Source organism: Mycobacterium lentiflavum, from assembly GCF_022374895.2.
In the GTDB taxonomy this organism is placed as follows: domain Bacteria; phylum Actinomycetota; class Actinomycetes; order Mycobacteriales; family Mycobacteriaceae; genus Mycobacterium; species Mycobacterium lentiflavum.
Window position 1 is genome coordinate 823095 of the sequence record NZ_CP092423.2, and the last position, 13584, is coordinate 836678.

The 13584-nt window shown below is 69.6% G+C and carries 13 protein-coding genes; 9 read left to right on the forward strand and 4 right to left on the reverse strand.

Translation table 11 applies throughout. The annotated features are described in order from the left end of the window. Genes MJO58_RS04010 through MJO58_RS04030 form a run of 5 tightly spaced genes read left to right on the forward strand, consistent with a single transcriptional unit; the run spans window position 1 to window position 5363 of the window. On the forward strand, window positions 1-639 hold the full coding sequence (locus tag MJO58_RS04010) for a TlpA disulfide reductase family protein (protein ID WP_239723156.1): 639 nt from the start codon (window positions 1-3) through the stop codon (window positions 637-639). Continuing rightward, on the forward strand, window positions 636-1439 hold the full coding sequence (locus MJO58_RS04015; RefSeq protein WP_239722077.1) for a cytochrome c biogenesis CcdA family protein: 804 nt from the start codon (window positions 636-638) through the stop codon (window positions 1437-1439). Before MJO58_RS04010 ends, MJO58_RS04015 begins: the two co-directional genes overlap by 4 nt. Window positions 1440-1486: 47 nt before the next feature. Then, window positions 1487-3070, forward strand: coding sequence for a cytochrome c biogenesis protein ResB (locus tag MJO58_RS04020; protein WP_239723157.1), 1584 nt, complete (start codon window positions 1487-1489; stop codon window positions 3068-3070). After that, window positions 3067-4047 (forward strand): c-type cytochrome biogenesis protein CcsB, encoded by a 981-nt coding sequence (gene ccsB / locus MJO58_RS04025; RefSeq protein WP_090599918.1) that lies wholly within the window; start codon window positions 3067-3069, stop codon window positions 4045-4047. Before MJO58_RS04020 ends, ccsB begins: the two co-directional genes overlap by 4 nt. 32 nt (window positions 4048-4079) lie before the next feature. After that, a complete protein-coding gene (locus tag MJO58_RS04030; protein WP_239722078.1) occupies window positions 4080-5363 on the forward strand; it encodes a MinD/ParA family ATP-binding protein in 1284 nt (427 codons plus the stop codon). Window positions 5364-5371: 8 nt separating this feature from the next. Here the strand turns inward: MJO58_RS04030 and MJO58_RS04035 are convergent, their stop codons facing one another. Further along, complete coding sequence (locus MJO58_RS04035; RefSeq protein ID WP_090599925.1) at window positions 5372-5533, reverse strand: hypothetical protein; 162 nt, start codon at window positions 5531-5533, stop codon at window positions 5372-5374. Between the two features lie 46 nt (window positions 5534-5579). Here MJO58_RS04035 and MJO58_RS04040 point away from each other — a divergent pair, with 46 nt between their 5' ends. Then, window positions 5580-5948, forward strand: coding sequence for a DUF4229 domain-containing protein (locus tag MJO58_RS04040; protein WP_434086301.1), 369 nt, complete (start codon window positions 5580-5582; stop codon window positions 5946-5948). Between the two features lie 2 nt (window positions 5949-5950). Here MJO58_RS04040 and MJO58_RS04045 read toward each other — a convergent pair whose 3' ends face one another. Together MJO58_RS04045 and MJO58_RS04050 are read right to left on the reverse strand one after the other, a co-directional pair. Next, window positions 5951-6958 carry a beta-ketoacyl-ACP synthase III gene (locus MJO58_RS04045; RefSeq protein WP_090599936.1) on the reverse strand — a complete coding sequence of 336 codons (1008 nt, stop codon included), beginning with the start codon at window positions 6956-6958 and terminating at the stop codon, window positions 5951-5953. 159 nt (window positions 6959-7117) lie between these two features. Then, complete coding sequence (locus MJO58_RS04050; protein WP_090599940.1) at window positions 7118-7996, reverse strand: 1,4-dihydroxy-2-naphthoate polyprenyltransferase; 879 nt, start codon at window positions 7994-7996, stop codon at window positions 7118-7120. A 108-nt stretch (window positions 7997-8104) separates the two neighbouring features. Between MJO58_RS04050 and MJO58_RS04055 the strand changes: the two genes are divergently transcribed. Together MJO58_RS04055 and MJO58_RS04060 are read left to right on the forward strand one after the other, a co-directional pair. Continuing rightward, the gene (locus tag MJO58_RS04055) at window positions 8105-8881 is read left to right on the forward strand and encodes an S-methyl-5'-thioadenosine phosphorylase (protein WP_239722079.1); all 777 of its coding nucleotides are present in this window, start codon (window positions 8105-8107) and stop codon (window positions 8879-8881) included. Then, window positions 8878-9906 carry an NAD-dependent epimerase/dehydratase family protein gene (locus MJO58_RS04060; RefSeq protein ID WP_239722080.1) on the forward strand — a complete coding sequence of 343 codons (1029 nt, stop codon included), beginning with the start codon at window positions 8878-8880 and terminating at the stop codon, window positions 9904-9906. The genes MJO58_RS04055 and MJO58_RS04060 overlap by 4 nt, the downstream gene beginning before the upstream one ends. Before the next feature lie 6 nt (window positions 9907-9912). Here MJO58_RS04060 and MJO58_RS04065 read toward each other — a convergent pair whose 3' ends face one another. Beyond that, a complete protein-coding gene (locus tag MJO58_RS04065; protein WP_434086302.1) occupies window positions 9913-11541 on the reverse strand; it encodes a DUF7937 domain-containing protein in 1629 nt (542 codons plus the stop codon). Window positions 11542-11810: 269 nt separating this feature from the next. On the opposite strand from MJO58_RS04065, the gene MJO58_RS04070 reads away from it, so the two are divergent. Continuing rightward, entirely contained in the window at window positions 11811-13583 is a 1773-nt protein-coding gene (locus MJO58_RS04070; protein WP_239722081.1) for a DUF7159 family protein, read from the forward strand. The last annotated feature ends 1 nt before the right edge of the window (window position 13584 follow it).

The window sequence follows — 13584 nt, forward strand, 5'->3', positions numbered from 1 at the left end:
ATGCTTCGGCCGATGATCGCCGTGGCAGTGTTGGCAATCTGCGGATTGCTGACCGGCTGCTCGGCTGGTCATGACGCCGTCGCGCAGGGTGGCACCTTCGAATTCGTCTCTCCCGGAGGCAAAACCGACATCTTCTACGACCCGCCTTCGAGTCGCAGCCGCCCCGGCCCGCTGGCCGGACCGGACCTGGCCGACCCGTCGCACACCATGTCGCTGGACGACTCGATCTTCTCCGGCAACGTCGTCGTCATCAACGTCTGGGGCCAGTGGTGCGGGCCGTGCCGCGCCGAAGTCACCCAGCTGCAGCAGGTGTACGACGCCACCCGCGAATCCGGTGCGTCATTCCTCGGCATCGACGTGCGCGACAACAACCGCCAAGCGGCCCTGGACTTCGTCAACGATCGGGCCATCAGCTATCCGTCGATCTACGACCCGGCGATGCGCACCCTGATCGCTTTCGGCGGCAAATACCCGACCACGGTCATCCCGTCGACGCTGGTGCTGGATCGCCAGCACCGGGTGGCGGCGGTGTTCCTGCGGGAGTTGCTGGCGTCCGATCTGCGGCCGGTGGTGCAGAAGCTGACCCAGGAAGCGCCGCCGGGCGTGCAGCCGCCCGGGCAGCAGGGTTCGTCTCGATGACCGGGTTCGCACAGACGGCCGCCGCCGGGCCCTTGCTGGTGGCCCTCGGTGCCTGCGTGCTCGCGGGGCTGGTGTCGTTCGCCTCGCCCTGCGTGGTGCCGTTGGTGCCCGGCTACCTGTCTTATCTGGCCGCGGTGGTCGGCGTGGACGACCAGCCGGGCTCGGGCCCGGAAGCGGGAATGGACGCGGGAATGGTGAAAGCCCCGCCCGCGGCCCGGTGGCGCGTCGCCGGATCGGCGGCACTGTTCGTCGCCGGATTCACGACGGTGTTCGTCCTGGGCACCGTCGCCGTGCTCGGAATGACGACGACGCTGATCACCAACCAGTTGGTACTGCAGCGCGTGGGCGGCGTGCTGACCATCGTGATGGGCCTGGTGTTCGTCGGCCTCATTCCCGCTCTGCAGCGCCAGGTCCGGTTCAGCCCGCAACAGCTGACGACGGTCGCCGGGGCACCGGTGCTCGGCGCGGTGTTCGCGCTGGGGTGGACGCCGTGTTTGGGCCCGACGTTGACCGGCGTGATCACCGTGGCCTCGGCCACCGAAGGCGCGAATGTCCCCCGCGGCATCCTGCTGGTGATCGCCTACTGCCTGGGGTTGGGAATCCCGTTCGTGCTGTTGGCTTTTGGCTCGGCCCGCGCCGTCGCCGGCCTCGGCTGGTTGCGCCGGCACAGCCGGGCCATCCAGGTCTTCGGCGGCGCGCTGCTGATCGTGGTAGGGGTGCTGCTGGTCACCGGCGTGTGGAGCGATTTCATCTCCTGGCTGCGCGACGCGTTCGTCAGCGACGTGAGGTTGCCGATTTGAGACACGTTCTGGCGTGGACGCGCAACACCTGGCGCGCGCTGACCTCGATGGGCACCGCGCTCGTGCTGCTGTGTCTGCTGGCGCTTGGCGCGATCCCCGGGGCCCTGCTGCCGCAGCGCAGCCTCAACGCGGGCAAGGTCGACGAGTACCTGGCCGCCCACCCGACCATCGGCCCGTGGCTGAATCGGCTGCAGGCCTTCGACGTGTTCTCCAGCTTCTGGTTCACCGCCATCTACGTGCTGCTGTTCATCTCCCTCGTCGGCTGCCTGACCCCGCGGATGATCGAGCACGCCCGCAGCCTGCGCGCCACACCGGTTGCCGCCCCCCGCAACCTGGCCCGGCTGCCCAAGCACACCAGCGCGCAGCTCACCCTGGCCGACGAGGCCGACCTGAACGCCGTGGCGAACCGGATCGCCGGGCGGCTGAACGGCTGGCGCACCGCGATCCGCCACGAAGGCCACGCCGTCGAGATATCCGCCGAAAAGGGCTACCTACGCGAATTCGGCAACATCGTCTTCCACTTCTCGCTGCTGGGGCTGCTGGTCGCGGTGGCCGTCGGCAAGCTGTTCGGCTACGAGGGCAACGTCATCGTCATCGCCGACGGCGGCCCCGGGTTCTGCTCGGCCTCACCGGCCGCGTTCGACTCGTTCCGCGCCGGCAACACCGTCGACGGCACCTCCCTGCATCCAATTTGCGTGCGGGTCAACGACTTTCAGGCCCGCTATCTGCCGTCCGGGCAGGCCACGTCGTTCGCCGCCGACATCGACTACCAGGACGGCCGCGATCTGGCGGCCAACAGTTGGCGGCCCTACCGCTTAGAGGTCAACCACCCGCTGCGGGTCGGCGGCGATCGGGTGTACCTGCAGGGCCACGGTTACGCACCCACCTTCACGGTGACCTTCCCCGACGGGCAGAAGCGGACGTCCACCGTGCAGTGGCGCCCCGACAACCCGCAGACCCTGCTCTCGTCGGGAGTGGTCCGCATCGACCCACCGGGCGGCAGCTACCCAGCCGCGGCCGAGCGGCGCAACCACCAGATCGCGATCCAGGGCCTGTTGGCGCCGACCGAGCAACTCGACGGCGTGCTGTTGTCGTCGCGGTTCCCGGCGCTGGACGCCCCGGCGGTGGCCGTCGACATCTACCGTGGCGACACCGGCCTGGACACCGGGCGTCCACAGTCGTTGTTCACCCTGGATCCGCGGCTGATCGAGCAGGGCCGGCTGACCAAGGAGAAGCGGGTCAACCTGCGCGCCGGCCAAGAGGTGCGCATCGACCAGGGTCCCGGCGCGGGCACCACGATCCGGTTCGACGGCGCCGTGCCGTTCGTCAACCTGCAGGTCTCCCACGACCCCGGCCAGGCCTGGGTGCTGGTCTTCGCGATCACGATGATGGCCGGGCTGCTGGTTTCGCTGCTGGTGCGCCGGCGCCGGGTGTGGGTTCGTCTGAGGCCGGTGGAATCGGCCCCCGGTACGGTGAACGTCGAGCTGGGCGGCCTGGCCCGCACCGACAACTCCGGTTGGGGCGACGAGTTCGAACGACTCACCGAGCGCTTGTTGAGCGGGCTGGACGAATCCGGCGCCCCGGCCCCAGACCCAGCGTCCAGAAGGAGTTCTGAGGTGGACGTCACGTGAACACCACACACGTCAATATCGGCCTGGCGCGCTACTCCGACTGGGCGTTCACCTCGGCGGTGGTGGCCCTGGTCGTCGCGCTGCTGCTGCTGGCCTTCGAGCTCGCCTACGCCGGCAGTCGGCGATCCGACAACCGCGAACGGGTGCTGGCCGGCGTTGCCGCCGACAGCGCCACCCCCGGCATCGTCGAGGACGTCGATCGGCGGCCGGTCGACGAACGGGCCGGGCGGGCCGGGCTTGCGGTCGTCTACCTCGGCATTGGCCTGCTGCTGGCCTGCCTGGTGCTGCGCGGCCTGGCCACCATGCGGGTGCCGTGGGGCAACATGTACGAGTTCATCAACCTGACCTGCCTGTGCGGGCTGATCGCCGGCGCCATCGTGCTGCGCCGCCCGCAATTCCGCCCGCTCTGGGTTTTCCTGCTGCTGCCGGTGTTGATCCTGCTCACGGTGTCGGGGCGCTGGCTCTACACCAATGCCGCACCCGTGATGCCGGCGCTGCAGTCCTACTGGCTTCCCATCCACGTGTCGGTGGTCAGCCTGGGCTCCGGGGTGTTCTTGGTCGCCGGCATCGCCAGCATCCTGTTCCTGCTGCGCACCTCGCGGCTGGGTGACCCCGATCAGCGCGCGCAGGGAGCGCTGGCTCGAATCGTGCAGCGGCTGCCCGACGCGCAGACGCTGGACCGCATCGCCTACCGCACCACGATCTTCGCGTTCCCGGTCTTCGGTTTCGGGGTCATCTTCGGAGCGATCTGGGCCGAGGAGGCCTGGGGCAGGTATTGGGGCTGGGATCCCAAGGAGACGGTTTCTTTCATCGCCTGGGTGGTATACGCGGCGTACCTGCATGCCAGGTCGACCGCGGGGTGGCGGGACAGAAAGGCCGCCTGGGTCAACGTGGTCGGTTTCGTGGCCATGGTCTTCAATTTGTTCTTCGTTAACCTGGTGACCGTGGGCCTGCATTCGTATGCCGGCGTGGGCTGACAGTTAGGAAGCGACACCGCAACAAGGGGGAAATGCAAGTGGCTGAGCAGTCATCGAGTGGCGTGGGGGCGCCGGAACATCCGACGGCTGATTTGAATCCGCAGGAGCAACCGCCGGCCGGCGAGACGTCTGCCGATCCCAACGCGGAGGCACCGACGCGGGCCTTCGCCGGCTTCCGCACCGAGCGTCGGGTCCCGGCGACCGAGCGGCGCGAAGCACCGGCGCCGCCCCCGGCCGGGATGCCGCCCTGGGATTCCACGCCGGTGACCGGCATCCCGCGCGTCGACCCGACCGCATACGGCGCCTATTACAACGGCCCCGCCGACGCGCCCGCGGCAGCCCCGGCCCCGTACCGCCGCGAGCACCTGCCGCACACGCCGTATCCGGAACTGTCCACCGGTATGCTGCTGCGCCCGATCAAGCCGCCGCCGTCGGAAGGCTGGCGCCGACTGGTCTACGTGCTGTCCGGCCGGACCATCAATCTGGGGGAGAGCCCTCGAGCCGCGCGGCAGAACAACTTGGTGGCGTCGGTCAACCGGCCGTTGCGCGGCTGCTACCGGATCGCGGTGATCTCCCTGAAGGGCGGCGTCGGCAAAACCACGATCGCCGCCACGCTGGGTGCCACCTTCGCGCAGATCCGCGGCGACCGGGTGGTGGCCGTCGACGCCAACCCCGACCGCGGCACCCTGAGCCAAAAGGTCCCGCTGGAGACCGCGGGCACGGTGCGTCAACTGCTGCGCGACGCCGGAACCGTCGAGCGCTACAGCGATGTCCGCCGCTACACCTCGAGGGGCCCGAGCGGGCTGGAAGTGCTGGCGTCCGAAAGTGATCCGGCGGTATCGGAGGCATTCAACGCCGACGACTACACCCGCACCCTGGGCATCCTCGAGCGGTACTACGGTCTGGTGATCACCGACTGCGGGCCCGGCCTGCTGCACTCGGCGATGTCGTCGGTGCTGGAGAACGCCGACGTTCTTATCGTGGTGAGTTCCGGTTCCATCGACGGTGCGCGCAGCGCCTCGGCGACGCTGGACTGGCTCGACGCGCACGGCCACGAAGCGCTGGTTCGCAACTCGATCGCGGTCATCAACGCGGTGCGCCCGAAGACCGGCAAGGTCGATATGAACAAGGTGGTCGATCACTTCTCGCGGCGCTGCCGCGCGGTGCGGTTGGTGCCCTACGACGCTCATCTCGACGAGGGCGCCGAGATCCATCTGGATCAGCTGCGGCGGGAGACCCGTGAAGCTCTCACCAGCTTGGCTGCCGTTGTCGCCGAAGGGTTTCCGGGAGACCAGCCGAACCTCGGCATCGCTTAAAGGAAGGGTCAGCGGGGGCTGTCGTCCCCGCTTCCCAACCGCCGCATGAAGTCTGGATCGTCGTCGGGTCCGATGACGCGCGTCTTCGGCCGGTGCGCCTGTGATCGCGCCGCGCGCCAGCCAATGTAGATCAGCGTCCCCAAGACCAGGACGACCACCAGGTAGAGCACTGCACACCTCCTGGGAGCGAATATACTCGCGCCGTAGGCTCGAGCTGTGTCAGAAAGGCCGAGCGACAACAGCACTGGGAACCATCCCTCGGACGATGCGCAGCAGCACACCCGAGACGGCGCGCTTGTCGACGTTTTGCTCTACGCGGCGGCGCGGCTGCTGCTGGCGGTCGTGCTCACCGCAGTCATCTATCTCGCGGCGCGGCTGCTGGGGGTCAACCAGATCCCGATCGTCGTCGCGGCGCTGTTCGCGTTGATCATCGCGATGCCGTTGGGCATCTGGCTGTTCGGCCCGCTGCGCCGGCGTGCCACGGCCTCGCTCGCGGCTTCCGGCGAACGCCGGCGCGCCGAACGCGAACATCTGCAAGCCCGGCTGCGCGGTGAGGCGATCGACGACGAACCCTCCGAGAGCTGAGGTCAGTAGTTGGGCATCCGCACGACCTGCGCGGCGTAGCTCAGGCCCGCGCCGTATCCGATCAGCAGGGCCAGATCACCGGGCTGGGACGTCCCGGTGGCGAGCAGCTCGGCCATCGCCAACGGAATGGACGCCGCGGACGTGTTCCCGGTGTGCTCAATGTCATTGGCGACGATCGCTTCGGGGCGCAGGTTCAGATTCTTGGCCAGTACCTCGTTGATCCGGGCGTTGGCCTGATGCGGGATGAATACGTCGATCTGATCGGATCGCACACCCGCGGCGTCCATCGCCTGCCGCCCGACCTTGCCCATTTCGAATGCGGCCCAACGGAAGACAGCGCTGCCTTCCAGCCGGAGAAACGGGCGCGGGCCGGTCGGGTTCTCGGTGTAGGCGATCCAGTCGATGTCCTGACGGATGGCCATGGCCTGCTCGCCGTCGCTGCCCCAGACCGTCGGCCCGATACCCTGCTCGGGCGTCTCGCCCACCACGACCGCGGCGGCGCCGTCGGCGAAGATGAAGCAGTTGCTGCGGTCGAGCATGTCCACGGTGGGGGACAGTTTCTCCGAACCGATGACCAGCATCTTGGCCACGCTGCCGCCGCGGATCATATCGGCCGCGACGCCGACCGCGTAGCCAAAGCCGGCGCACCCCGCCGAGATGTCGAACGCGGGCACACCGGTTGCGCCCAGCGCCGAAGCGACCGCCGGTGCGCTGGCCGGGGTCTGCAAGAACTGGGTGCTGGTGGCGACGATGACGCCGTCGATGTCGGTCGCGTCCAGCGCGGCCTTCGCGATCGCTTCGCGGCTGGCCTCGATCGACATGGACGCGACGGATTCGTCGGCGGCGGCGAAGCGGCGGGTTTTGATGCCGGTGCGCGAGTAGATCCACTCATCGGAGGAGTCGATGTTGCGGCACAGCTCCTCGTTGGTGACCACGCGTTCGGGGCGGTATGCGCCGACGCTGAGCAGTCCGATGTTCCTGGGCCCGCTGGTCGCGGCGATCTGCTGCATTGCGCTCCTCGCTCGGTCTAGCGGTGTAAGGCCTGTCACGTCGACGCTAACGCGTGTTATCGGAATCCGACGACGTCTTCGCGAAGGAATCCCATTATCGGTGTGCGGCTACGGCGACGACACGCCGCCGAAGTCCGCCCTCAGCGCACAGTCACCGCGTCAAGCAGGGTGGGCCAGCGCCAGTGCCGCGGCCACGGCGAGCGCCCAGACCAGCATCGTCAGCCCGGTGTCCCGCAGCACCGGGATCAGCTCCGGGCCGCCGCGCCCGGATCGCACCGGCCCGGCGGCGCGCAGCGCCAACGGGGTCGCGATCAACCCCACCCCACACCACGGCGTCGCCAGCATCAGCACCACGGTCAGCACCCCGGCGGTCGCCAGCAGTCCCTGGTAGAACACCCGGGTGCGGGTATCGCCGAGCCGCACCGCAAGGGTGATCTTGTGCGCCTGCGCGTCGGTCGGGATGTCTCGCAGATTGTTGGCCACCAGCACCGACGACGACAGCGCGCCGGTGGCCACCGCCAGCACCAGTCCCACCCAGTCCACCCGCAGCGCCTGGGTGTACTGCGTGCCCAGCACGGCGACCAGCCCGAAGAACACGAACACCGCGACCTCGCCGAAACCCGCATACCCGTAAGGCCTCGAGCCGCCGGTGTACAGCCAGGCCCCGGCGATGCACACGACACCGACCGCGATCAGCCACGGTGCGCTGAGCAGGGCCAGCGCCAGACCGGCCGCCGCGCCCACCGCGAGCGACGCCACCGCGGCGCTCAGCACCGCTCGCGGCGTCGCCAGTTTGGAGCCCACCAGCCGTGCCGGGCCGGTCCGGACGTCATCGGTGCCCCGGATGCCGTCGGAGTAGTCGTTGGCGTAGTTGACGCCGACCGTCAGAGCGACTGCGACGGCCAGCGCCAGCAGCGCCTTCCACCACACGGCGCCGTGCAGCCATGCCGCCGCGCCGGTGCCCGCGACGACCGGCGCGATCGCGTTGGGCAGCGTCCGCGGCCGGGCCCCCGAAATCCACTGCGCAAAAGTGGCCACCAGGGCATCCTGCCCTATGCACCACAATGGGCGAATGCCCGCCGGCGACGATGCAGAGCGGAGCGTTGAGGAGGTACCTCCCGCTCGCGGGGGAGAGGAGCGGCGTAGATGCTCGGAGTGATCGGCGGCAGCGGCTTCTATACGTTCTTGCACTCCGACGTTCACCACGTCACCCCGGACACCCCGTACGGCCCGCCCAGCGCCCCGCTGACGGTCGGCACCATCGGTGCGCACGAAGTCGCCTTCCTGCCCCGGCACGGCGCCAAGCACGAGTACTCCGCGCACACCGTGCCGTACCGCGCCAACATGTGGGCGCTGCGCTCGCTGGGTGTGCGGCGCGTGCTCGCGCCTTGCGCGGTGGGCAGCCTGAATCCCGCCTACGGGCCGGGCTCCATCGTGGTGCCCGATCAGCTGGTGGATCGCACCAACAGCCGCGCCGACACCTACTTCGACTCCGGCGCGATTCACGTCGACTTCGCCGACCCGTATTGCCCGGCCTTGCGCGAGGCGGCCACCGGCCTGCCCGACGTGGTCGACGGCGGCACCATGGTGGTGATCCAGGGCCCGCGATTTTCCACCCGCGCCGAGAGTCAGTGGTTCGCCTCGGCGGGCTTCACGCTGGTCAACATGACCGGATATCCGGAGGCGGTGCTGGCGCGTGAACTTGAAATATGCTATGCGGCAATCGCTTTGGTGACTGATCTGGATGCCGGTGTCAGCCACGGTGAGGGCGTGAAGACGGTCGACGTGATGGTGGAATTCGAGAAGAACATCGAGCCGTTCAAGAAGTTGGTGCGCGAGGCCATCGCCCGGGTGGCCGTCGAGCGCGACTGCACGCACTGCCTGTCACACACCGGCGTCACGCTGCCGTTCGAGCTGCCGTGAGGGTGCTGCTGACCGGCGCCGCCGGTTTCATCGGGTCGCGGGTGGACGCGGCGCTGCGCGCGGCGGGTCACGAGGTGATCGGCGTCGACATGCTTCTGCCTGCCGCGCACGGCCCAAACGCGTTGCTGCCCAACGGATGTCACCGGATCGACGTCCGGGACGCCGATGCGCTGGCCCCGTTGCTCGACGGGGTGGATCTGGTGTGTCACCAGGCCGCGATGGTGGGCGCCGGCGTCGACGCGGCCGACGCGCCCGCCTACGGCGGCCACAACGACTACGGCACCACGGTGCTGCTGGCGCAGATGTTCGCCGCCGGGGTGCGGCGCCTGGTGCTGGCGTCGTCGATGGTGGTGTACGGGCAGGGCCGCTATGACTGCCCGCAGCACGGGCAGGTCGACCCGCTGCCGCGACGGCGCGCCGACCTCGATGCCGGAGCGTTCGAGCACCGCTGTCCGCTCGGCGGCGAGGAGCTGGCCTGGCGGCTGGTCGACGAGGATGCCGCCCTGCGGCCGCGTAGCCTCTACGCCGCCAGCAAGACGGCCCAGGAGCATTACGCGCTGGCGTGGTCGGAGTCGACGGGCGGCTCGGTGGTGGCGTTGCGCTACCACAACGTCTACGGTCCCGGCATGCCCCGGGATACCCCCTACTCCGGAGTGGCGGCGATCTTTCGCTCGGCGCTGGAAAAGGGCGAGGCACCAAGGGTTTTCGAAGACGGTGGCCAGATGCGTGACTTCGTCCACGTCGACGACGTGGCGGCCGCCAATCTGGCGGCCACCGCTGACCGCGAAGGCTTCACCGCGGTCAATGTCTGCTCGGGACGGCCGATCTCGATTTTGGACGTGGCCACCGCGATCTGCGAGGCGCGCGACGAGGCGGTGTCCCCGGTGGTCACCGGGCAGTACCGCAGCGGCGACGTGCGCCACATCGTTGCCGACCCCGCTCGCGCTGCCGAGGTGTTGGGCTTCCGCGCGGCGATCGATCCGCGTGAAGGCCTGCGCGAGTTCGCGTTCGCGCCGCTGCGCTGACCCGCGCTACGACGGGTAGTGCGGCGGCCGGTAGATCTGCGGCTTGGCGACCGGTAGCTGGCCGCCGGCCGAGTCTTGGTTTTCCGGGCCGCGGAAGATCCGCGGCGCACCGGCCAGTTGCGGTATTGCGGTGGTGGGTGATTCGCCGGTGTGGATCCGGGTCGTCGCATCGGCCGAGGCGGGGGGAGCGCCGGTCGGGATGTGGGTCGTCGGCGCCTCCGCATGCTGCGCGACGGCACGCCTGCGGGCGGCGCGGCGGCGCCGCCGCAGCCGGCTGAAGTGTCCGGTGATGATCGCCGCCACCAGGATGCACACCGCCAGCGCGGACAGCACGACGTCGAAGGTGCTGGTGATCTGCTGAGCGAGATCGTTTCCGTAGACCGGGTTCTGCACCGCATTGGGCGCTTCCTGGAACCGCGGCGCCAGCACGACGCCCACGATGACCCGCGAAACGCTCAGTGTGGCAACAAGTCCGCTCAGCGTCGTGATCAGCCGAGCGGAGGCTGACGCCTTGCCTAGATTGATCCGCAGCCAGCTGGCCAGCGCGGCGGTGGCCACGTCGAACACGGCCAGCACGACGCTGTCGTAGCGCGAGTAGGGGTAGTTCAGGCTCACCGCGACGGCCAGGTCGGTGATCCGCATCGCCACCGACCCCAGACTCCAAATCACGATCAGCAGCAGCCCGGTTCGGGCCGCCGCCCGCCACGCCCCCTCCTCGGACGACACTGTGCGGGCCCGCCCGAACAGCGTGCGCGGCACGAAGATCGCCGCGGCCGCGGCCCACGCCAGATAGCCCTCGAACCCGACGCCCGCCGTCGACGTGTTCTGCGCGATGCCGTGGAACGCGTCGATGTCACGGCCGACCGGGAGCAGCCAGACGATGATCCCGGCGACCAGCGTCGAGGCCCCCAGCGCGATCGTCGCCAGCCGGGACGCCCTGGTGCCGCTAAGCAGCCACCGCGAAGCGACCAGCACCGCGATCAACGCGACCAGGCCGTACACCGTCGCGGTCACGATGACCGCGATGTTCTGCTTACCGAAGTCGCCGGCCGCGTCGCCCAGCGCGTACTTCACCCGCCAGTACAGCGTGAAGCCGACGCTCGAGGCCGCGGCCAGCATCGAGACGTAGCCGATGATCTGGGCGGATCTGGACCGCCCGTCCGCGGTGTCGTCGTCGGTCGCGGCGGCGTAACCGCCCGACTGTGTGCTCAGCAGCGCGCCGGCCACACCCAGCCAGGCGCCCGGCCCGACACCGCCCGGCACGGTCACGGTCCCGCCGAAGCGGACGGTCTCGAACGCGTCGAACCCGACGAAGGCGAGCACCAGTGCCAAATAGGGAACGTTGAGCGCCAGCCGAAGCCCGCTGACCGTCCGCCCGAAACCGGGCAACGCGATGGCGATCAGCGAGAGCAGCGTCACCCCGATCAGGGCCGCGAACACGGACGTGTTGCTGTCGGCGATCGCGATGCCGAAGTACAGGTTCCACGGCAGCAACGCCGCCGCGAGGAGCAAGACGGCGGCGGTCAGGTCGGCCACGACGTTGCGTCGCGGGGCTGGTGCCCCGGCAACCTGCGGGCCCGCGGCCGGCACACCCCTGATGGGGCCGGTAGGCGCCTCGTCGTTGCTCTGGCTCACGGTTCCCCCCGGGTATCGAGGACGGTTACTGACGGCGCACATTCGCTTTGGCGGCCAGGGAACCCCCTGCCGAGGCGGCTTCGTTGCTTACTTGGAAACATAATCTCCGTTTGGACGACGCGGGAGTGACCGCCCGGTTTGGGAACGCGGTTACGCTGCGCCTGTAGGCGAACGGGGTCGCCCGAATGATTGTTACTGCCGACGGTACCGAAGTGTAATGATGCCGGGACAAGCTGGTTGCGGGGTCGGCCAGCCGAAGGAGAGCAGGTATGGACGTCGTTTTGGGGGTCGCTGTCACCGGCCCCGTCGCCCGCTTGGCGCTTGTCGGAGCGGGTGCCGGCGGTAGTGACGTGATCGACCAGTCCGTCGTCGACCTGGCTAACAACCCCATCGAACAACTCACCGAAACCGTGGTCGGGACGAATCGGCTGCTGGCGAACGAGCACCACCGCCTGGTCGGGACCCGGCTGTGCTGGACCGACCATCCCAGCGCCGACCAGCTGCGGCAGGCGCTGGAGGATTCCGGCGTCCACAACGTCGCGGTGCTGTCGCAGTCGCAGGCGGTGACGGCGCTGATGCGCGCGGCGGGCCGGTCCGGCGGCGCACTGGTGGTGGACGACAACACGGCGACGCTGTCGGTGGTGGGCTCGGCCGACGGGGATCCGGACGCGCCGCCGACCATGTTGGCCAGCGAGCTGCTGGGCGGCGACGCCACCGGCACGCTGGACACGATGATGGCGCGCCTCGGTGAGTACCCCGACGCCACCAACGACGTGTTTCTGGTCGGCGCCTCGCCCGATCTGACCGGGGTCGCCGACCAGCTCCGCGACGCGACGATGCGGGTGCAGATTCCCGAAGATCCCACCTTCGCGCTGGCCCGCGGCGCCGCGATCGCCGCCGCACCGCCGCCCGCAGACTCCACCGCAATGGCTCCGGCCCTCGGGCTGACCGGCGACGCGACCGCGATGGCGCCCGCGGCCGGGCTGACCGGCGATGCGACCGCGATGGCCCCTTCCGCCGGGTTGGCCGATCCCGCCGCGGTCGACCAGCTGGCGTACTCGATGACCGACGATGACGACGACCTGTTTGCGGGCGAGGTCGACGATTTCGACGACTTCTACGACGATGACCCCGACGCGGAGACCGGCCCGCTGAAACTGAGCCGCCGGTCGTTGCTGCTCGGCAACGCCGTGATCGCGTTCGCGGTCATCGGGGTGGCCTCGCTGGCCGTCGCGGTGGTGGTCGCGGTCCGGCCGACCGCGGCCCAGGAGCCGGTGGTGGGACACCAGAACGCCGCGCCGGGCAAGTTCATGCCGCTGTTGCCGACCCAGCAGCAGGCGCCGGTGCCGCCGCCGCCGCCCGAAGCGCCCAACGCGGGCTACCAGGGCGGCGTCATTCCGGCTGTGCCGCGGGCGCCCGTGGGCCCGGCACCGGTCGCTCCCGCTCCGGAAGCGCCGGTCGCGCCGGTTGTTCCGGGTCTGGTACCCAACCCGGATGGGCCGATCCCGATTCCGGTGCCGATCATCGTCCCGTACCCGGGCTGGCGGCCACAGCCGCCGTGGTATCCGCCGTACACGCCGCCGACATACACGACGCCGACCACGCCGACGACGCCGACCACGCCAACGACGCCGACCACGCCGACGACGCCAACCACGCCGACGACGCCGACCACGACTCCGTACACGCCGCCGACGACACCGACGACCACGCCGATTACGCCGACGACGACCGTCGCGCCGACGACGACGCCGTACACGCCGCTTACGCCGACGACGACCGTCGCTCCCACCACGGTCGCTCCCACGACGCAGCAGACCCAGACCCAGCTCACCCAGACGCAGCAGACGCAGACACAGCAGCCGACGGTCCAGCCGACGCAGCAACCCACCCAGCAGCCGACGCAACAGCCCACCCAGCAGACGGTGGCGCCGAAGCCGCCCACGCAGCAGCAGACCGCGGCGCCCAAGCCGCCGCCGCAGACCGTGGCCCCCAAGCCGCCATCCAGTGGCGGGGGCGGTCACTCGTCTTCCGGGTTCTGAT